The sequence below is a fragment of the Cupriavidus sp. BIC8F genome (assembly GCF_032465815.1).
GTDB classification, from domain to species: Bacteria; Pseudomonadota; Gammaproteobacteria; order Burkholderiales; family Burkholderiaceae; genus Cupriavidus; species Cupriavidus necator.
The window spans coordinates 76,524-96,202 of record NZ_CP136094.1; the positions used below are offsets into that span (position 1 = coordinate 76,524).

The 19,679-nt window shown below is 66.5% G+C and carries 19 protein-coding genes and 1 tRNA gene; 8 read left to right on the forward strand and 12 right to left on the reverse strand.

Annotation, left to right across the window (positions count from 1 at the left end):
* Window positions 1–58: 58 nt before the first annotated feature.
* A complete protein-coding gene (locus RS901_RS00370) occupies window positions 59–2,050 on the reverse strand; it encodes a DNA topoisomerase IV subunit B (protein ID WP_114131773.1) in 1,992 nt (663 codons plus the stop codon).
* Window positions 2,051–2,397: 347 nt separating this feature from the next.
* On the opposite strand from RS901_RS00370, the gene RS901_RS00375 reads away from it, so the two are divergent.
* Both RS901_RS00375 and RS901_RS00380 read left to right on the forward strand, forming a co-directional pair.
* Complete coding sequence (locus RS901_RS00375; RefSeq protein WP_316150832.1) at window positions 2,398–3,609, forward strand: MFS transporter; 1,212 nt, start codon at window positions 2,398–2,400, stop codon at window positions 3,607–3,609.
* Entirely contained in the window at window positions 3,606–3,749 is a 144-nt protein-coding gene (locus RS901_RS00380) for a hypothetical protein (protein WP_316153625.1), read from the forward strand. Before RS901_RS00375 ends, RS901_RS00380 begins: the two co-directional genes overlap by 4 nt.
* A gap of 13 nt (window positions 3,750–3,762) precedes the next feature.
* Here the strand turns inward: RS901_RS00380 and RS901_RS00385 are convergent, their stop codons facing one another.
* Window positions 3,763–5,694: an ATP-binding cassette domain-containing protein gene (locus RS901_RS00385; RefSeq protein WP_316150833.1), complete on the reverse strand. Its 1,932-nt coding sequence runs from the start codon at window positions 5,692–5,694 to the stop codon at window positions 3,763–3,765.
* Window positions 5,695–6,032: 338 nt separating this feature from the next.
* On the opposite strand from RS901_RS00385, the gene RS901_RS00390 reads away from it, so the two are divergent.
* A complete protein-coding gene (locus RS901_RS00390) occupies window positions 6,033–7,211 on the forward strand; it encodes a benzoate/H(+) symporter BenE family transporter (protein WP_316150834.1) in 1,179 nt (392 codons plus the stop codon).
* A 17-nt stretch (window positions 7,212–7,228) separates the two neighbouring features.
* Here the strand turns inward: RS901_RS00390 and RS901_RS00395 are convergent, their stop codons facing one another.
* Window positions 7,229–7,738: a hypothetical protein gene (locus RS901_RS00395; protein WP_316150835.1), complete on the reverse strand. Its 510-nt coding sequence runs from the start codon at window positions 7,736–7,738 to the stop codon at window positions 7,229–7,231.
* A gap of 265 nt (window positions 7,739–8,003) precedes the next feature.
* Between RS901_RS00395 and RS901_RS00400 the strand changes: the two genes are divergently transcribed.
* The 3 genes from RS901_RS00400 (at window position 8,004) to RS901_RS00410 (ending at window position 9,091) form a co-directional block, all read left to right on the forward strand.
* A complete protein-coding gene (locus RS901_RS00400; protein ID WP_010813574.1) occupies window positions 8,004–8,336 on the forward strand; it encodes a DMT family transporter in 333 nt (110 codons plus the stop codon).
* A 75-nt stretch (window positions 8,337–8,411) separates the two neighbouring features.
* A complete protein-coding gene (locus RS901_RS00405) occupies window positions 8,412–8,714 on the forward strand; it encodes a type II toxin-antitoxin system HigB family toxin (RefSeq protein ID WP_316150836.1) in 303 nt (100 codons plus the stop codon).
* 5 nt (window positions 8,715–8,719) lie between these two features.
* Window positions 8,720–9,091: a transcriptional regulator gene (locus RS901_RS00410; RefSeq protein ID WP_316153612.1), complete on the forward strand. Its 372-nt coding sequence runs from the start codon at window positions 8,720–8,722 to the stop codon at window positions 9,089–9,091.
* A gap of 24 nt (window positions 9,092–9,115) precedes the next feature.
* Here the strand turns inward: RS901_RS00410 and RS901_RS00415 are convergent, their stop codons facing one another.
* From RS901_RS00415 to RS901_RS00440, 6 genes are all read right to left on the reverse strand, one after another.
* The gene (locus RS901_RS00415; protein ID WP_316150837.1) at window positions 9,116–9,352 is read right to left on the reverse strand and encodes a hypothetical protein; all 237 of its coding nucleotides are present in this window, start codon (window positions 9,350–9,352) and stop codon (window positions 9,116–9,118) included.
* A 32-nt stretch (window positions 9,353–9,384) separates the two neighbouring features.
* Window positions 9,385–9,594 carry a hypothetical protein gene (locus tag RS901_RS00420; protein ID WP_018313432.1) on the reverse strand — a complete coding sequence of 70 codons (210 nt, stop codon included), beginning with the start codon at window positions 9,592–9,594 and terminating at the stop codon, window positions 9,385–9,387.
* A gap of 86 nt (window positions 9,595–9,680) precedes the next feature.
* Window positions 9,681–10,406 (reverse strand): polysaccharide deacetylase family protein, encoded by a 726-nt coding sequence (locus tag RS901_RS00425; protein WP_316150838.1) that lies wholly within the window; start codon window positions 10,404–10,406, stop codon window positions 9,681–9,683.
* An 18-nt stretch (window positions 10,407–10,424) separates the two neighbouring features.
* Window positions 10,425–11,606: a glycosyltransferase family 4 protein gene (locus RS901_RS00430; protein ID WP_316150839.1), complete on the reverse strand. Its 1,182-nt coding sequence runs from the start codon at window positions 11,604–11,606 to the stop codon at window positions 10,425–10,427.
* Between the two features lie 440 nt (window positions 11,607–12,046).
* Window positions 12,047–12,121, reverse strand: a tRNA-Arg gene (locus RS901_RS00435).
* A 327-nt stretch (window positions 12,122–12,448) separates the two neighbouring features.
* A complete protein-coding gene (locus RS901_RS00440; RefSeq protein WP_316150840.1) occupies window positions 12,449–12,940 on the reverse strand; it encodes a lecithin retinol acyltransferase family protein in 492 nt (163 codons plus the stop codon).
* 434 nt (window positions 12,941–13,374) lie between these two features.
* Between RS901_RS00440 and RS901_RS00445 the strand changes: the two genes are divergently transcribed.
* Window positions 13,375–13,611, forward strand: a complete 237-nt coding sequence (locus RS901_RS00445) for a hypothetical protein (protein WP_316150841.1) — start codon at window positions 13,375–13,377, stop codon at window positions 13,609–13,611.
* Between the two features lie 75 nt (window positions 13,612–13,686).
* Entirely contained in the window at window positions 13,687–14,463 is a 777-nt protein-coding gene (locus RS901_RS00450; protein WP_316150842.1) for a PP2C family protein-serine/threonine phosphatase, read from the forward strand.
* 38 nt (window positions 14,464–14,501) lie between these two features.
* Here RS901_RS00450 and RS901_RS00455 read toward each other — a convergent pair whose 3' ends face one another.
* Genes RS901_RS00455 through RS901_RS00465 form a run of 3 tightly spaced genes read right to left on the reverse strand, consistent with a single transcriptional unit; the run spans window position 14,502 to window position 19,667 of the window.
* A complete protein-coding gene (locus RS901_RS00455) occupies window positions 14,502–15,818 on the reverse strand; it encodes a sigma-54 interaction domain-containing protein (protein ID WP_114131784.1) in 1,317 nt (438 codons plus the stop codon).
* Window positions 15,815–18,934 (reverse strand): peptidase domain-containing ABC transporter, encoded by a 3,120-nt coding sequence (locus RS901_RS00460; protein ID WP_316150845.1) that lies wholly within the window; start codon window positions 18,932–18,934, stop codon window positions 15,815–15,817. Before RS901_RS00460 ends, RS901_RS00455 begins: the two co-directional genes overlap by 4 nt.
* Window positions 18,915–19,667 carry a peptidylprolyl isomerase gene (locus tag RS901_RS00465; protein ID WP_018313441.1) on the reverse strand — a complete coding sequence of 251 codons (753 nt, stop codon included), beginning with the start codon at window positions 19,665–19,667 and terminating at the stop codon, window positions 18,915–18,917. The genes RS901_RS00460 and RS901_RS00465 overlap by 20 nt, the downstream gene beginning before the upstream one ends.
* Window positions 19,668–19,679 lie beyond the last annotated feature (12 nt).

Sequence of the window (19,679 nt, forward strand, 5' to 3'; positions counted from 1 at the left end):
AGGCAGACGGGGGATTATCTACCCAATCACCGGCCGCCGCTTTCCGCTCAGGTATCGCTCAGATATCGGCCTCGACCTCGTTGCCCTTCTCTTCCAGCCAGCTGCGGCGTTGCGCGGCCTCGCCCTTGCCCATCAGCATATTCATCATCTCGACGGTCTGCGGCAGGTCATATTCACCCAGCGACACGGGCAGCAAGCGCCGCGTGTCGGGGTTCATGGTGGTTTCCCAGAGCTGCTCGGCGCTCATTTCGCCCAGGCCCTTGAAGCGGGAAATCTGCCACGAGTTTTCCTTGACGCCGTCCTTGAGCAGCTTGTCCTGGATCGCCAGCAGCTCGCCTTCGTCCAGCGCGTACAGCTTCTGCGCCGGCTTCTTGCCGCGCGCGGGCGCGTCGACGCGGAACAGCGGCGGACGCGCCACACAGACGTTGCCGGTATCGATCAGCTTGGGGAAGTGCCGGAAGAACAACGTCAGCAGCAGCACCTGGATATGCGCCCCGTCCACGTCCGCGTCGGACAGGATGCAGATCTTGCCGTAGCGCAGGTTGGACAGGTCGGGCTCGTCGTTGGCGCCGTGCGGGTCCACGCCGATGGCCACAGCGATGTCGTGCACTTCGTTGTTGGCAAAGAGGCGGTCGCGCTCGGTCTCCCAGGTGTTGAGCACCTTGCCGCGCAGCGGCAGGATGGCCTGGAACTCCTTGTCGCGGCCCATCTTGGCCGAGCCGCCGGCCGAGTCGCCCTCGACCAGGAACAGTTCGTTGCGGGTCACGTCGGTGGACTCGCAGTCGGTCAGCTTGCCGGGCAGCACGGCCACGCCGGAGCCCTTTTTCTTCTCGACCTTCTGCGCCGCGCGCGTGCGCGCCTGGGCCTGGCGGATCACCAGCTCGGCCAGCTTCTTGCCGTACTCGACATGGTGGTTCAGCCACAGCTCCAGCGCCGGGCGGCTGAAGGTGGACACCAGCCGCACCGCGTCGCGGCTGTTCAGGCGTTCCTTGATCTGGCCCTGGAACTGCGGGTCCAGCACCTTGGCCGACAGCACGAACGAGGCGCGCGCAAACACGTCCTCGCTCATCAGCTTGACGCCCTTGGGCTGCAGCGCGTGCATCTCGATAAAGCTCTTCACCGCCTGGAACAGCCCTTCGCGCAGGCCGGATTCATGCGTGCCGCCGGCCGGCGTGGGGATCAGGTTGACATAGGACTCGCGCACCGGCGCGCCATCTTCGGTCCAGGCCACCACCCAGGAGGCGCCTTCGCCATCGGCAAAGCCTTCTTCGCCGGGATTGGCGTCGGGGTCGGCGAAGTGCTCGCCCTCGAACATCGGGATCACCAGCTCGGCGCCGCTGCCCTGCGCGAGGGCCTCTACGAGATAGCCCTTCAGCCCCTGGTCGTACTGCCAGGTCTGGCGCTCGCCGGTCTTCTCGGTCACCAGCGTGACCTTGACGCCCGGCAGCAGCACCGCCTTGCTGCGCAGCAGGCGCTGCAGCTCGGCCAGCGGGATCGCGGCCGAGTCGAAATACTTGGCGTCCGGCCACACTTGCACGCGGGTGCCGCTCTTCTTCTCGCCGCGCTCGATCTTGCGCGAGGCCAGCGGCACGGTCACGTCGCCGCCGGAGAAGGTCAGCGTCGAGCACATGCTGTCGCGCCACACGGTCACGTCCATCTGCGTCGACAAGGCATTGGTCACCGACACGCCCACGCCGTGCAGGCCGCCCGAGAAGGCATAGGCACCGCCCTTGCCCTTGTCGAACTTGCCGCCGGCGTGCAGCCGGGTGAAGACGATCTCGACCACCGGCACGCCTTCTTCCGGGTGGATGCCCACCGGGATGCCGCGGCCGTCGTCCTCCACGCTGAGGCTGCCGTCGCGATGCAGGGTCACCAGGATCTCGGAGCCGTGGCCGCCGAGGGCCTCGTCCGAGGCGTTATCGATCACCTCCTGCACGATATGCAGGGGGTTGTCGGTCCGGGTGTACATGCCGGGGCGCTGCTTGACCGGCTCCAGGCCTTTCAGGACCCGGATGGAAGATTCGCTGTACTGACTGGTTTTGCTCGCCATGGAGTCGCTACGAAAGTGATGGTCCCGGCTGCCACGAGGCGCACAACTGTGCACGCGCCGGGGCACCGGGCACTGCATTGTAATGGAAGCGGGCGACGGCAATCCCGCCAAAAAGGGCGCTCGCCCTGCCAGCCCGCGCCGGCGCCGGTTTGCCGGGCCGCCGCCACTTTTTGCCAGGGCGCCGGCAACGCGGGCGGCGCAGTACGCGTTTTTCCGAGCCAGAGTAAACTCGCCACCACCCGGCCCCGGCAAGCCTGATTGCCATCCCGGCACGGACAACAACAAGCACACACAATCCCTGTCGGCGCCGCCCTACCCGGCGGGACTGCCGCACACCGAGCCAAGACATGCAGAACCGACAACTCTCCCTGACCACCGTACTTGTGTGCGGCGGGCTGCTCGTGACGCTTTCGATGGGCATCCGGCACGGCTTTGGCCTGTTCAACCTGCCGATCACGCAGGCCCACGGCTGGAACCGCGAGACCTTCGCCTTTGCCCTGGCGCTGCAGAACCTGATGTGGGGCGCCAGCCAGCCCTTTGCCGGCGCGCTGGCCGACAAGTTCGGCGCGCTGCGCATCATGCTGGTTGGCGTGGCGCTGTACGTGGCCGGGCTGGTGGTGATGGCACTGGCCACCAGCGGCACCGCCTTTGCCACCGGGGCCGGCGTGATGATCGGCATCGCCCAGTCCGGCACCACCTACAGCATCGTCTACGGCGTGATCGGCCGCATTGCCAGCCCCGAAAAGCGCGTCTGGGCAATGGGCATTGCCGCCGCCGCGGGCTCGTTCGGGCAGTTCCTGATGATCCCGGTGGAGCAGGGGCTGATCTCCGGCCTGGGCTGGCAGAACGCGCTCTACGTGATGGCGCTGATGGCCTGCGTGATGCTGCCGCTGGCCCTGACGCTGCGCGAACCGCGCGAGGCGGCCCACACGGCCGGCCACCATCAGACCATCGGCCAGGCCGTGCACGAAGCCTTCGGCAACCGCAACTTCCAGCTGCTGACGCTGGGCTATTTCGTGTGCGGCTTCCAGGTGGTGTTTATCGGCGTGCATCTGGCGCCGTACCTGAAGGACCAGGGCCTGACCGACCCGAAAGTCGCGGTCGTGGCGCTGGCGCTGATCGGGCTGTTCAATGTCTTCGGCACCTATACCGCCGGCGCGCTGGGCCAGCGCCTGCCCAAGCGCTACCTGCTGTCCGCCATCTACGTGACGCGCTCGGTGGTGATCGCCGGCTACCTGCTGCTGCCGCTGACGGTGGCCAGCACCTGGGTGTTCGCCGCGCTGATGGGCTTCCTGTGGCTGTCCACGGTGCCGCTGACCAACGGCATCATCGCCCAGGTGTTCGGCGTGAAATACCTGTCGATGCTGTCGGGCGTGGTGTTCTTCTCGCACCAGATCGGCAGCTTCCTGGGGGCCTGGCTGGGCGGCTACCTCTATGACCGCACCGGCGGCTACAACACGGTGTGGCTGATCTCGATCGCGCTGGGCGTGGTGGCCGCGCTGGTGAACCTGCCGATCCGCGAGCAGGCGCTGGTGCGCGCGCAGCCGGCGGCGGCATGATGACAGCGGCCCGCGTCCGCGTGGCGAAGGCAGCCGGGCTAGCGGTGCTGGCCGGGCTGCTGGCGCTGGGGTTCGTGGGCTACCTGCGGCCGGGTTTTGTAGTCGATCTGACCAATATGGTGTTGGCGTGGTGCGGGTGACGCAGCCAGGCGCTCACCCGCCCTCGCCCTTCGACTTCGCTTCCAGCACTTCCCAGCGCTCCAGCGCTTCCAGCAGTTCCATCTCGATCTCGTCGTGCCGCGTGCCCAGCTGCACGGCCTTGGGCGCATCGCTGACATAGAGCGAACCGTCTTCCAGCTGCGCCGAGATCGCCTTCTGCTCCGTTTCCAGCGCGGCAATGCGCTCCGGCAGGCCGTCCAGCTCGCGCTGCTCCTTGTAGGACAGCTTGACGGTCCGGTTGGCGCCGCGCGCCTCGCGCGTATCCTTGCCCCGGGCCGGCTCCGCCGATTTCTGTTCTGGCTTGCGCGCCGCCTGCAGCGCCGCGCTGCGGGCCGACTGCTCGACCCAGTCGGAATACCCGCCCACCGACTCGCGCCACACGCCATCGCCCTCGGCGGCCAGGGTCGAGGTCACCACGTTGTCCAGGAAGGCGCGGTCGTGCGAAACCAGGAACACGGTGCCGCTGTAGTCCTGCAGCAGTTCTTCCAGCAGTTCCAGCGTGTCGATGTCAAGATCGTTGGTCGGCTCGTCCAGCACCAGCACATTGGCCGGGCGCGCAAACAGGCGCGCCAGCAGCAGCCGGTTGCGCTCGCCACCAGACAGCGACTTGACCGGCGAGCGCGCGCGTTCCGGCGCGAACAGGAAGTCGCCCAGGTAGCTCATCACATGCTTGCGCTGGCCGTTGACCTCGACCCAGTCGCTGCCCGGGCTGATGGTGTCGGCCAGCGAGCGCTCCAGGTCCAGCGCGGTGCGCATCTGGTCGAAGTACGCCACCTGCAGGTTGCTGCCATTGCGCACGGTGCCGCTGTCCGGCGCCAGTTCGCCCAGGATCAGCCGCAGCAGCGTGGTCTTGCCGGCGCCGTTGGGGCCGATCAGGCCGACCTTGTCGCCGCGCATGATGGTGGCGGTGAAGTCGCGCACCACCACCTTGTCGCCATAGGCCTTGCTGACGTCGGTCAGCTCCGACACGATCTTGCCGGAGCGGTCGGCCTGCGACACTTCCAGCTTGACGTTGCCCTGTACCTCGCGCCGCGCGGCGCGCTCGTTGCGCATCGCCACCAGCCGCTGGATGCGCGACACGCTGCGCGTTCGGCGCGCCTCCACCCCCTTGCGGATCCACACTTCCTCCTGCGCCAGCAGCTTGTCGAACTTGGCCTGCTCGACCTGCTCGGCCGCCAGCATCTCTTCCTTGCGCGCCTGGTAGGCGGCGAAGTTGCCAGGGAAGGACACCAGCCGGCCGCGGTCCAGTTCGATGATGCGCGTGGCCACGCGGTCCAGGAAGGCGCGGTCGTGGGTGATCAGCAGCACGCTGCCGCGGAAGCCCAGCAGCAGGTCCTCCAGCCAGCGGATCGCTTCCACGTCGAGGTGGTTGGTGGGCTCGTCCAGCAGCAGGATGTCGGGCTCGGCCACCAGCGCCTGCGCCAGCGCCACGCGTTTCTGCAGGCCGCCGGACAGTGCCTCGACGCGCGTGTGCGAATCCAGCCCAAGCCGTGCCAGCGTGGTTTCCACGCGGGTGCGCAGCTGCCAGGCGCCGGCGGCGTCCAGCTCGGACTGCAGCCGGTGCAATTCGGCGAGCGCGGCTTCGTCGTCGTGGTTCTCGGCCACGCGGTCGGCGGCGGCCTCGTAGCGCACCAGCAGGTCGTGCGCATCGCCCATGCCCTGGGAGACGGCGTCGAACACGGTGATGCCCGCCTCGAACTGCGGCTCCTGCGGCACGTAGGCGCTGGTCACGCCGCTCTGGCGCGCGATCAGCCCGTCGTCCGGCGCCGACAGCCCCGCCACGATCTTCAGCAGCGAGGACTTGCCCGAGCCGTTGCGCCCGATCAAACCCACGCGCTCGCCGGCCTCCAGCGAAAAGTCGGTGTGATCGAGCAGGGCCACGTGCCCGAAGGCAAGCTGGGCGTCGGTAATGGAAAACAGGGCCATGGGAAAAAAAACGAGACGACGAGAGAAAGGAGGGACGGCCTGGCAGCCAGGGCTGGCGTGGCACGGCAGCCCGCATTGTAGACGACCGGGGCCGGGCCAAGGCCGGCCCCAAAAAAGAAGGGCCCGCGCACTGCGGGCCCAAGAGTCTCTCCTCGGTGCCCTGCTCGCAAGGCACGAAGCCAGCATAACAACGACCCCCTGCCCGCTCCAGTCGGAAAAGTCCGTAAGGGAAAGCCCCGTCAACCGCGATTTCGGGATGCCGCCGCGGCAAATTGGTACGGCCAAGGCGCTCATGCGAAGATGTCGGCCGTGCCAATAGCCTGCCGCCGCCCCTTCCGATGACCACCGCTTCACTGAAATTGTCCGACCTGTCCGTGTCCGCGCTCGTCGCCGGGCTGGTCGCCACGCTCACCGGCTATACCAGTTCGCTGGTGCTGATGATCCAGGCCGGCCAGGCCGCCCACCTGACCGATGCCCAGATCTCGTCCTGGATCTGGGCGCTGTCGATGGGCATGGGGATCACCACCATCGGCCTGTCGCTGGCGCTGCGCGTGCCGATCGTGGTGGCTTGGTCCACGCCCGGCGCCGCGCTGCTGATCGCCAGCCTGCCCGGCGTGCCCTACGCGGAAGCCATCGGCGCCTTCCTGCTGGCCGGGCTGATGATGGCCGCGGCCGGCATGACCGGCTGGTTCGACAAGCTGATGCGCGCCCTGCCGGCCAGCATCGCCTCTGCCCTGCTGGCCGGCATCCTGTTCCGCATCAGCGTGGATGTGTTCGTGCAGGCGCAGCACCAGACTGTGCTGCTGCTGGCGATGTTCGCCGCCTACCTGCTCGGTCGACGGCTATGGCCGGCCTATGCGGTGCCAGGGGTGCTGCTGACCGGGGCGGTGATCGCCGGCATGCTCGGCCAGCTCGATTTCTCGGGCGTGCGGCTGGCGTTGGCGGTGCCGGTGTGGACCACGCCGGCGTTTTCGCTGTCGGCCTTGGTCAGCATGGCGGTTCCGCTGTTCATCGTGGCGCTGGCCTCGCAGAACATCCCCGGGCTGGCCGTGCTGCAAGCCGACGGCTACCACGTGCCGGCTTCGCGCCTGATCTCGATCACCGGCCTGACCTCGGCCGTGCTGGCGCCGTTCGGCTCGCACGGCGTCAACCTGGCGGCGATCACCGCCGCCATCTGCACCGGCCCGCAGGCCGACCCCGACCGCAACCGCCGCTATACCGCGGCCGTGGTCTGCGGCGTGGGCTACCTGGTCGCGGGCACGCTGGCCGCCAGCATCGCGGCGCTGTTTGCGGCCTTTCCGCAAGCGCTGGTGGTGGGCGTGACCGCGTTCGCGCTGATGGGCTCGATCGCCAACGGCCTGACCGTGGCCATGCAAATCCCGGCAGAGCGCGAGGCCGCGCTGCTGACCTTCATGATCACGGCGTCCGGCATGACCCTGGCGGGTGTCGGCTCTGCGTTCTGGGGCGTGGTGGGCGGCATGCTGGCGTTCCACGCGCTGCGCCAGCGCGCCGCCTGAGCATCGCCCTTCAGGCGCTAGAGCATCAGGAAAGCCACGTCCGCGTAGCCGATATGGTCGGGCGACACGCCCCTGCGGCGCTGGAACAGGACATGCTGCAGCACGCGGTCGCGGTGGGCCGCGAAGGTTTCCGGATCCAGGTTCAATGCCACGCGCGCGTAGTGCTCGGCCATCAGCTTGTAGACGCGATGGCGCACCTGCAGCATCTCGCTCGCCGCCTGGAGCCGGCTCATTTCCCCCATATGGTCGTCGTCCAGCTGACGCATGCTGACCACCACCCGGGCATGCATGCCCCGGTAGCGATCGACCTCGGCATGGGCCTTGCGCAACTCCTCGCGCAGCGACCGCACTTCCTGCAACAGCTTCAGGTTGTGCTGCACGCCGCGTTGGATGCGCGAGGCCTCTTCCAGTGCGTGGTCCGCCGCGGCAATGGTGTCCTGCCACGGATTCGCGTCCGGCGCGGGCTCCCCGTCCCCGGGCTGCGAAGACGTCCAGGCGGACGTGTCGTCGATGCCAATGTGATGCATACCGCTCCCCTTACCCCATGCCCGCCGCCGGCATCGTGAGGTTCGTGCCGGCTTGGTCGGGCTAACTACCGCGACTGCTTTATAGGACTTTCTTGTGCCGCGGGCCGGCCATGCGCCCGCTTGTTTTCGCCTTTATATCCACATTCAATCCCCCATCGCAGCTTTGCACAACCACCGCAAGGGAGGGACGCGGCTTTGGCGCAACATGCGGGGACGCTAAGATGCCGGCTTCGGCCCATTTCGGCCCACCCACTTGTGCGCTCCCATGAACGGATACCTGCTTCTTGCCCTCGCCATCGTCGCCGAAGTCATCGCCACCAGCAGCCTGAAAGCGTCACAAGGCTTTACGCGGCTGGTCCCCAGCGTGCTGGTCGTGACCGGCTATGTGGCAGCGTTCTATTTGCTGATGCTGGTGATGCGGACAGTGCCGGTAGGGATTGCCTATGCGATCTGGAGCGGGGCCGGGATCGTGCTGGTGTCGCTGATCGCGGTGGTGCTGTACCGGCAGGTGCCGGACCTGGCGGCTTGCGCGGGGATTGGTCTGATTATTGCCGGCGTCGCCGTCATTCAGCTGTTTTCGAAGACGAGCGCGCATTGATCGTGGGTATGCTCGGCAGTGGACGACATCCACCCACTCTTGCCGCAGTCCCATTTTGGGACTAGCATTGCCCACATGCGAATCATAGCGAAGAGGTCTTTGCTGCAATTCAGCAACTTCCACCCCGAAGCCAGGCAACCGTTGCTTGCCTGGCATGAAGAAGCCCGCTGCGCGGCCTGGACCGCGCCCAGGGACATCAAGGCGCGCTATGCCAGTGCCAGCTTCGTTGGCAACAATCGCATGGTCTTCAATCTCGGCGGGAACAAGTACCGGCTCATCGTCGCTGTCGCATACCGGTTGGGCATCGTCTACGTGAAGTTCGTCGGCACCCATCTCGACTATGACCGCATTGATGCCGCCACCGTGGAAATGGAGTGATCACCATGGATATCCGCCCCCTGCACACCGAAGCCGACTACCAGGAAGCGCTGGCCGCGGTCTCCGCCCTGGTCGACGCAGACCCTGCGCCCGATACGCCTGAGGGCGACAAGCTGGAAATCCTCTCCATGCTGGTGGAACGGTATGAAGCCGGGCACTTTCCACTGGATCTGCCGGATCCGATCGCCGCAATCCGCTTTCGCATGGAACAAGCTGGCCTCACGCCACGCGACATGCAACCGTACCTGGGTAACCTCAACCGCGTATATGAAGTGCTGAATGGCAAGCGCGCACTGAGTCTGGCCATGATCCGGCGGCTGCACCGTGACCTGAAGATTCCTGCGAACGTCCTGATCGCCGAGCGCAGTGCGGCGTGAGCACTGGGGAACCGATGGTGCGCGCTAGCCAAAGCGCGCATCGATCTGCGTCCTGGCCCAGTCCGAGGCATGCTGCCATGCCTCGCCTTCGCTGAAGAACAGGCCCGGAACAAGATGGTGATCGAAGACCTTGAGTGGCGCTCCATCTGCCGCTTTCGCGCAGATGGTCACCTCACCTTGCCAGGGCCCGCCAACGCCAAGGGACGTTGCCGATGCTTCATACCAGTGGTCGCGGTAATACGTGAACCCTTGGAGATCCATGTCTTTCTCCACTAGTGAGAGCTCAGGAAGGGTCAGTCGTTGGCGTCGCCCGATGTGGCCTGGTCAATCTCCCGTTTCGCGGACGCGTAGGCGTTATCGATCGCGACCGATTCCGAAGGAGCAAGCGCCCCGGTGTTGTGCCGGTGTCCGTGACCGCGGATGCCATATGACCAGTCCCACTGGCCGCTCGCGTCCTTTTTGGCCTGGATCGAGATCTCGCGGCCTTTGTATTTCAGTTCCATGGCGATCTCTCCGGAGTTTGGAGGATTGATGTGCAACGGAATGTTGTCCCCGGCGTCGGGCTAGTCCACTGTAACGCAGCCTGAGGTCAGTCGCCGCGCCGCTTGTCCTCATGCCGCGTCAGGCACTTCTGCAGGAAGCGGAACAGGGTGGTGCCGCAATGCACATTGACACGCGGCAGGCCGAAAGGGTTGTCATCGGCACACGCCAGCCCGCGCTGCGTCAGCGTGGCGTTATCGTAGCCGGCCTCGCGCACCATTTCCCGGTGCACCGCCTGCTGTTCGCCATAAGGGTAGCAAAACGCCGTGACCGGCATCGCCACCAAGTCCTCCAGCACTGCCTTGGAGGTTTCAATCTGCCGGCGGGCTTCCGCCGGCGGCAATGCCGGCAGGTGCACGTGGTCGACCGTATGGGCGCCAACCTCCTGGCCGAGACGGGCCCATTCCCGCACCTCTTCGGCATTCATCAGCGGAGCAGGCGGCACGCCCTGGCTGGCGTCCCAGACATTGCTGCCGTCGATCTGGCCGGACACAAAGTAATTGGTGGCACTAAAGCCGAACTCCGTCAGGACGGGCAGCGCATGCCGGTGGACATTGCGGAAACCGTCGTCAAACGTAATCCCGAACACTTTGCCGGTAGACTCGCCCCGAACATAGGGCATGAGTTCGCGCATCGACAGGCCGCGATAGCCCAGCCGGCGCATCCAGGCGATCTGCTGGCGGAACTGCGCGGGACTGACGGTCAGGCCACGAAACGGCGCGCCATGGGGCGGCACGCTATCAATCTGGTGATAGGTCAGGATCGGGATCGACATGGCGGGCGAGGCGCGCGGTTACTGGGTGGGGCTCCGGGTCAGCGCGGCTGGAAGGGGTTGAGGCCGCGCTCCCGGCTCGAGCACCGCGTGGTACACGGCGAGTGTGCCGGCGACGAAGGTATCCATGCCAAAGTACGCCCGACTCTTTGACAGGGCAGCCTCACCCATCTCGGCCAGCCGCTCGGGCGCCGACAGGATTTGCTCCAGCCGCGCCCGTAGTGCCTCGATGTTGGCGCATGGCACCACCCAGCCGTCCTGCCCGTCGGTCACGTTCTCGGGCAGGCCGCCGGCATCGGAAACCAGTGCCGGCAGGCCCATCGCCATTGCTTCGCGGCAGGCAAACGACAACGTCTCGCTCCGCGACAGCACAAAGGCGGTGTGCCCTGCCGCCAGGGTGGGGCGAACATCGTCCAGCAAGCCCGTAAAAACGACCTGACCGCCGAGTCCTAGCGCGGCGACCTTCCCGGTCATGCATGGCAAGGGCGCTTCGCCAGCCAGGATTACGCGCACACCGCTACGCAAGTGGACGGGCAATTGTGCAACGGCTTCCAGCAGGTCCGTCCAGCCCTTCTCGTAGCGGGTACCCGCGGTACTGACGAAGACCGTGCATGCCGAGCCCGCACCGAAGTATCGCGCCCGCAGCGCATCGGCCTCTGCCGGCGCCGGCGGTGCAAAGTGACCCATGTCGATGCCATGGGACACGGTGGTCACCGGCACACGGCTGTACGGGGAGGTGTGCAGCTTCCGGGCGACATAGTCGCTGACCGCAATTACGTGGTGGGTACCAAGCCACGCGCGCAGCCAGTTGCCGACACTGTTGCTGCGGTGATCGTTGTGCTTTGTATAGACAACGCGCGGCCGGCGCAAGGCAACCAGGCGCACCAGCATGATCAGCTTGTGGTCGGCTGAACCGTTGACATGGATGATATCGAAGCGCCCAAGGGTAATGAGCCGCCAGAGCGCCCACAGCTCGCGCAGCCAGCGCAGGCCTCGGGGCGCAAAATCAACCGCCGCCACCTCGACGCCTGCCTGCCCACTGGCAAGCCGGAACAGACGGCTGGTCCGGGGAGCCGCCACGGTCACTTCATGTGCCGGCGCCAGCCCTGCCAGCAGGTTGATGACATAGGTGTCATGCCCTCCACCGTTTCCCCGGTGAAAGTTCGTGAACAGCACTCGCAATTCTTTCTCCACCGCTGGCATTCCTTTATTGCCAGACTAGCACTCAATCATTACAGCAAATTACAGAACCACCCATGAGGGTTCGCCCGAAGTCGCAGCGGGCGGGTCCGCTTTGGCCCACATTTTCCACCTTCTTCGGCAAAAGTTCGCTAAAGCAGCGGCGGGTTAGCCATCACATTGCTTTGGGATCGGCAGCTACCACAATTGCACAGCTATCGATTGTGCCATTGTCGTAAGATTCAGTAACGTGTTGAGAATGCTTCTCGATGACAGCATCTGTCAAGGCAGCGAGCGGCAGATACCGGCCGTGAAGGGGGAGCGCTGCCAGCTTGCGCCTCGCGCTGGGTGGCAGCCAAGTCTTGTACGGCGGTATGTCGCGTGGGAAAAAAGGAACCGCCTGGCAAAGATCGGGGCCTTGCGCTGCCGTGTTTGAGGGGGTTTTTGGGGGGAAGGCCTGGTTGTGGTCCCGCCGACAGGAATCGAACCTGTATCTAGCGCTTAGGAGGCGCTCGTTCTATCCATTGAACTACGGCGAGGGACAGGACTGCCAGGATCGGGAACCGCGGGCGCGGTGATCCTGGAGACGGCCCGGAGTATATCAAAATCCGCACCTGCCCGGCTCGCCGGCGGTGGCGGATCCGTCCCGGCGGCCTCGCCCGGCAAGGCGGCCGGACGACGGCAGGCGCGTCGGCCGGCCGGCATGGCGCAGGGCACGGCGCCCCGGCCGGCGGCGGCCGCGGGCGCAACTGGCGGCGGCAGTGGCACAACTGCGGTGGCAAGCTTGTCCGCACAGGTTGCAGCGCAGTTCCCAGTCGATCAGTCCGGACATGGCAGTCTCCTTGATTCGGTGATGGCCGCGCGCCTCAGGCGAGGCTCAGGCCCAGGTTCAGGCCGCCCAGTTGGGCTTGCAGCAGCACGCCCAGCAGCAGCCAGCCGATTTGCAGCGCGGCGCGCGGGCGGCGCATGCATGTTTCCACTTGCTCGCTGCGGCTTTCGCCTGACAGGCACCAGGAGCAGAAGTGCTCACAATTGTTGGTCAGCAAGTGATAGGCGTTTTCGCCCACGCGGGAACGGGCGCGTTCGACGGCCTGGCGGCCGGCGAAGCGGGCGCAGGGTTCCGGCTTGACGGCGATGCCGAAACCGGCGGCGAACGATTCGAGGGTAGTTTCTTCAACCGGGGCGGCTTGCAGGGAGCGGGCGAAACCGGCGTAGTGGATGACGCGGCCGGCGCCGGCATAGATCCCATGATGGGCGTAGCCGTGGCGTTCGGTGACCAGGTGGGCGCCGAGCGGCAGCGGGTCGGCGAAACGATCGTCGCCGCCGGTAGCGCGTTCTTGTTTTTCCTGGATGTTCATGGCTGGCCTCGGTCTGTCTGGTTGCTGCAGGCATTGCTGCTTCATGCCAGACCAACCGCATCAACCATGCCAATACCAGGAAGGCACGGCAGGGCAACGGTTTGGCGGGAATCCGAGGGTTCTGGAGGGGATGGACTGTCGGATGGCAGCCAACCGCATGGCGGCCGATCTGTTGGCTGGCAGCCACCATTCGCCGCGCGCCGCGAGGCTTGGGCGGGCTGGCGGGAGGGATCGCGCGATGCGTACGCTGTGGTGGGTGAATGCCCGCACTGGCTGGCCGGGGTGTCGGGTCCACGCCAACGTGGCTGGCCTGCCGGCGTGCGTCCCGTTGTCCCCACCCCGCCCTGCGGCCTGCGCCAGCCTTGGGTTTCCAGCCATCCTTCTGCCGCACCCATGCTGTGGCACGTGCCTTGCTCCATACCGGTACCGCCGCCATGGCCGGCGTGCGCGGCGCCGGCGGGCAGCGGGTATTCGGGTGGATCCGCCCGTTCGTACCCTCGTCTGCGCTGCCGCTCGGGGCAGTGATCAACTTTTGCGAGATCAACTACAGCTTCTATGCTGATCAGATGAACAACCAGTTCCAGAACATCGATATCCGCAACAACGCGCCAAACGCCAATATCAATGTCCAGGGCGACCAGGGCGCGAGGAACGACGGCCGGCTGATCTGATGCTGATCTGAGAGCCAGCGCCGCCGTGCAGCGTCCCGGCTAGTCCGGGGCTTCACGCGGACCGGAGACAAGAGATTGGGTTTCGACTCGCACTTCCAGTGGACCTCGGCCGCATGCACGGACGTCGGGCGCGTGCGCGAACGCAACGAGGACGCTTGCCTGGACCTGCCCGGCCAGGGCCTGTGGGCGGTGGCCGACGGCATGGGCGGCCATGCCGTGGGGGACTTCGCCAGCCAGGCAGTGGTACAGGCGCTGGCCACGTTGCCGCCGCACCCCCGGCTGGAAGACCGGGTCGACGCCACGCGCGCGGCGCTGCAGGGCGTGAACCTGGCACTGGTCGATGAAGCGGCGCGCCTGGGCGTGCGCTGCATCGGCAGCACGGTGGTGGTGCTGCTTGCGGGCGATCGCCGATGCGCCTGCGTGTGGGCCGGCGACAGCCGCCTGTACCGGCTGCGTGGCGGCCAGTTCGCCCGCCTCACGCGCGACCATAACCAGGTCGAGCGCCTGCTGGCGCGCGGGCTGATCACACCGGAAGAAGCGCGCCACCACCCCGCGCAAAACACCATCACACGCGCCGTCGGCGCGGCCCCGACGCTGGCGCCGGAGCAGCTGCTGGCCGAGGTGGCCGATGGCGACGTCTACCTGCTGTGCAGCGATGGCCTGAGCAACGAGGTCGACGATGACGACATCGCGGCGGTGCTGGCACAGCAGGACGTTGCGCAGGCCGCGCAGACGCTGGTGCAGATGGCGCTTGATGCCGGCGGCCGCGATAACGTGTCGGTGGTGGTGCTGCGTGCGGCGGACCCCTACGGCTCAGACAAGACGCTGGTCAATCCCGAGCTGGACGCCTGAAGGCACGACCGCCAGCAGCCTCGGCCCCCTGCCCCCTGCTACCCCTTGCCGCCTTCGGCCTGCCGGCTGGCGCGGAAGTCCTTCGAGTGGATGCCGTGCTTCTTCAGCAGCATCTGCAGGTGCGAGCGGTTCATGTCGAAGCGCCGCGCCAGTTCGGCGACGGTGCCGCCGACTTCCTGCAAGCCCCGTTCGAGGAAGGCCCGCTCGGCCTCGTCGCTGGCGGCGCGCTTGGCCTCGCTCAGCGACGTCGCCATGGTGATGTCCGCGGCTGCCGTGCCCGCGCCGACCACCGCCAGCGCGGCGGGTTTCGGCCGGATATCCTGCGGCAGATGGGCCAGGTCGGCGGTATCGCCGGCCAGGCAGCTCAACCGGTACAGCAGGTTGCGCAGCTCGCGGATATTGCCCGGGTAGTCGTAGTGCAGCAGGAAGTCGCGCAGCCGCGGCGTCAGCTTGAGCGGCCGCCGCTTGAGCATGCCGGCGGCCTCGTCACTGAAGTACGACACCAGCAGCGGGATCTCGTCGCGCCGCTCGCGCAGCGACGGCAGGCTGACGTGGATCACGCTCAGGCGATAGAACAGGTCCTCGCGGAAGGTGCCGGCCTGGCTCATGCGGCGCAGGTCCTTGTTGGTCGCCGCGACGATGCGCGTATCCACCGAGATCGCCTCGTCCGAGCCCACGCGTTGGATCTCGTGCGCTTCCAGCACGCGCAGCAGCTTGACCTGCCCGGTCAGCGGCAGCTCGCCGATCTCGTCCAGGAAGATGGTGCCGGTATGCGCGCTCTCGAACTTGCCGCGGCGGTCGTTGCTGGCGCCGGTGAAGGCGCCCTTCTTGTGGCCGAACAGCTCGGATTCGAGCAGGCTGTCGGGAATCGCCCCGCAGTTGACCGAGATAAACGGCTTGTCGGTGCGTGAGCCATTGGCATGGATCACCTTGGCCATCAGCTCCTTGCCGGTGCCGCTCTCGCCATCGATCAGCACCGGCAGGTCGGTCGGCGCCGCCTTCTCGGCGATCTCCAGCGCCTCCAGCAACTTGGGGTTGTCGCCGAAGGTGCCTTCGAAAATAAAGCTGCGCTCCACCAGCGCCTGCCGGCGCTCGCGCGGCATGCGCTCGACTTCTTCCTGCGGCGGGGCGGCCTCGGCCGACGCCGCCTGCACGAAGCGCTCCTTGTGCGACAGCCCCATCACCTCGTCGCGCAGCGTGGTGGCCTGCTTGAGCAGCTTCTCGATCTCCGGCCGGTCAAGCCGCGACGACCAGCGCAGCGTGGAGCGCAGGATCTCGATCTTCTCGATCAGGCCGGCGAACGACACCGGCGAGGTGGCCGAGGCGGGGGTGGCACCCTGGTTATATAGCTTCATGCGGCACTCAGTTGCTTCTGCACCAGTTGGAAATACATGCCCTTGCGCTCGATCAGCTCCTCATGCCGGCCCTGCTCGACGATGGCGCCTTCATACAGCACCAGGATCTTGTCGGCCTGCATGATGGTGCTGAGCCGGTGCGCGATGATGACCGCGGTGCGCCCGCGCAGGATCTCCTGCATATTGGCCAGGATGTTGCTCTCTGACTGCGTGTCGAGTGCCGAGGTGGCCTCGTCGAACACCAGCAGGCGCGGGTCGTGGTACAGCGCGCGGGCAATGCACAGGCGCTGGATCTGCCCGCCGGAAAGCCCGATGCCGCGCTCGCCCACCACCTGCTCGTAGCCCAGCGGCAGCTTGCTGATAAAGGCATGGGCGTCGGCCATGCGCGCCACCTCCTCGATACGGCGCCGGTCGGGGCTGTCGTCGCCGCAGGCGATGTTCTCGGCGATGGTGCCCGAGAACAGCAGGTTGGACTGCATCACGTAGCCCACCTGCGCGCGGTAGAAGGCCGCGTCGATCACGTTCAGGTCGTAGCCGTCCACCGACATCGAGCCCTCGGTGGGCTTGTAGAAGCCCACCAGCAACTTGGCCAGCGTGGTCTTGCCGGAGCCGCTGCGCCCGACGATGGCCACCATCTCGCCCGGCCGGATGGCGAAGCTGATGTTCTCCAGCACGTAGGGCGTGTCTTCGCCGCCGTAGCGGAAGTACAGGTCCTTCATCACGATCTCGCCCTGCAGGTCGGGCAGCATCACGCGCGACAGTACGTCCTGCGGCTTCTGCTCGGGCTCCAGGTCGAGCACGTCGCCCAGGCGCTCCATCGCCACGGCGGCATCGTTGAGCTGGCCCCATAACGCCACCAGCCCCATCAGCGGCGCCAGCACGCTGCCCATGAAGGCGTTGAAGGCAATCAGCTGGCCGATGGTGAGCTCACGCTCCAGCACCAGCGTCGCGCCCACCCACAGCACCGCGATGGTGGTGGCGGCGTTGAGCAGCTGGCTCACCAGCCCCACCAGGATATGGAAGGCCTGCGCCCGGTATTGGGCGTCCAGCGCCTTGGCGTACTTGCGCTCCCAGCGCAGCCGCACCGGGCGCTCGATGCCCATGCCCTTGACGGTCTCGGCGCCGCCCAGCGTCTCCATCAGGTAGGCCTTGGCATCGGTCGACGCCGAAAACACCTCGCGCGCATAGGTCTTGACCTTCGGCGTCACCACCACCGTCAGCGCCGCGATCGGGATCACGAAGGCGATCAGCAGCAGGGTCAGCTTGACGTTGTAGAGGAACATGATGGTGAAGTAGATAAACACCATCAGCAGATTCAGCGCCGTGGTCACCGTCGACTCGGTCAGGAAGGCGCGGATGGTCTGGTTCTCCTGGAAGCGCGCGAAGATGTCGCCGGTCTTGCGCTTGGCAAAGAACGACAGCGGCAGCGACAGCGTGTGCTTGAAGAACTGCGACATCATGGCGAAGTCCATGTTGCGCACCATGAAGTTGGCCAGGTAGGCGCGGATGGTCGCCATCAGCTGCGAGAACACGCTTGAGATGATCAGCCCCACGATCAGCAGGTGCAGCAACCCCACGTTCTGGTGCACCACCACGCCGTCCAGGATGTTCTGGATGATCAGCGGCGGCACCACCCCCAGCATCTGGATCACAAAGGTGGCCAGGAACAGGTGCGCCAGGATCTTCCTGTACGGCGCCAGGTAGCCGATAAAGCGCAGCCACGGCGAGCGCGACACCGCCAGCTGGGTCATGCTCTCGCCCGGCCTGAACAGCAGGCAGGTGCCGCTCCAGCCGCGCTCGAACTCCTCCGCGCTCATCTTGCGGAAGCCGATGGCCGGGTCTGCCACCCACACCCAGCGCGACGAGATCCCGTACACCACCACGTAGTGGTAGCCCTCCCAGTGCACGATAAAGGGCAGCTCGAAGCCCATCAGCGAATCCCGCGTGCACTGCACCCCGCGCGTGGTGAAGCCGAGCGATTCGCCGGCGCGTGCCAGGCTGTCCAGCGTGGCGCCCTGGGTGGTCACGTTGGCCATCTCGCGCAGCTTGCCCAGCGTCATCGGGATGCCGTAGTGCCGGCAGATCATCGCCAGGCAGGCCGCGCCGCAATCCATCTCCTCGGCCTGCTCCACCAGCGCGAAGCGGCGGATCAGCTTCTCGCCCAACTCCGGTTTGGAATGCAGGTCCAGCAGCACCGGGCGCTTGCGCCGCTCGGCCAGCTTCTTCTGCCGATGCAGCTCGCGGTCCAGCACGCGGATGCGCTCTTCCAGCACCTCGCGCAGGCGCGGGTTGCGCTCCAGGATCAGTTGCACCGTCTTCTCGGGGATCACCAGCAGACGCACGTCGGTCTCGGCGATGGCCGAGGCCAGCTGCTCCTGCCGCATCACGCAGGCGCGCTCGCCGAAGATATCGCCCTGCCCCAGCGTGGCCAGCGGGAACTCGCTGCCCTCCTCGCTGCGCACGATGCGCACCGTGCCCTGGCGCACCACATAGAGGCGGCGATCCTCGCGCCCGTCCTGCTTCAGGATCTCCTTGCCGGCCGCCACGCGCTTGACGCCGACGCTGCGCACGGCGTCTTCCAGCTCCTGCTTGTCGAGCTTGCCGCGCAGGTCGAAGAGCCGCGCGACAAAGCCGCCGGCCGAACTGATCGCGACATAGCTGGTGATAAACGCAAGCGCCGCCGGGTTGCCCGCCACCACGGGCTCGCCCACGCTGCGCGGGATCATCAGCAGCTCGGCCTTGCCCGAGGCGCGCACCGACGACTCATGCCGGTAGTCGCGCAGCAGCGCAATATCGGCAAAGACCTCGCCGGCCTTGCGCACACCCATGCTGATTTCCTTGCCGTGCTCCTCGTTGAACACGCGCACCGAGCCGGACTTGACGACAAACAAGCCCGGCGCCGCTTCGCCGGCATTGCAGACGGTGTCGCCAAAACCGAAGGTCAGCACCTGCGCGGCTTCCGCCAGGCGTGCCAGCTCCTCCGGCGTCAGCACCGACAGGATCTCGACAGAGGCAAGAAAGGCGGCCAGCGCCGATCCTGCCTCCGGCTGGTCCGGGGCAGCCGCGGCGGCGCGATCACCGGCCTGGCCGGACTCGCTAGCGGGCTTCGATGACATGTTCCTGCGCCCTGGCCATCAGCCAGTCTTCGCGCAGCAGGCGGCGCACTTCCACCGCCACCTCGCTGTCCAGCGTGGCCGGGTGCTTGCTGCGCACCAGGAAGACCTCGAAGAAGGAACGGTCAGCCGCCGGGAACGGCCCCAGCAGGTCGCCCGGCTCGGCGTTGAAGACCTTGGCCTCGATATCGGTCTTGAGCGAGCCGCGCAGCACCTTGCCGATCTCGCCACCGCGCTCGCGCGTGTCGGCAATGGAATGCTCGCGCGCCATCTCGGCGAAGGCATCCGGATCATCCTGCAGGTACGAGATCAGCTCCTTGGCCTTGCCCTCGCTGTCGACCACGATATGGCTGACCTCGATGCTGTCGAAGCGCGGCGAGTTGAGCGCAAAGTACGCCTGCACCGCGGCCTCGCTGCAGACCTGCTCCATCATCCGCTCCTGGTAGAGGCTGTCGGTGACAAAGGCCTCGAACTCATCCAGGCTGATGTTCAGCGCATCCAGGTAGTGGTTCATGTCGGCAGCGCGATGCAGGCCCTGCACGCGGCGGAACTGGTCCGCGCGTTCCTGGATCTCCTCGGGCGTAACCACCATGCCTTGCCGCTTCGCCGCGTGCACCGTCAGTTTGTCGCGCACGATCTGCTCGATCAGCCCTTCGAACTGCCCGGTCAGCTTGAGCAGCCGCACGAACTCCTCGACGCCGAGCACCTCGTCGTCGATACGCACAATGCCAGTCATTTTCTCGGCTCC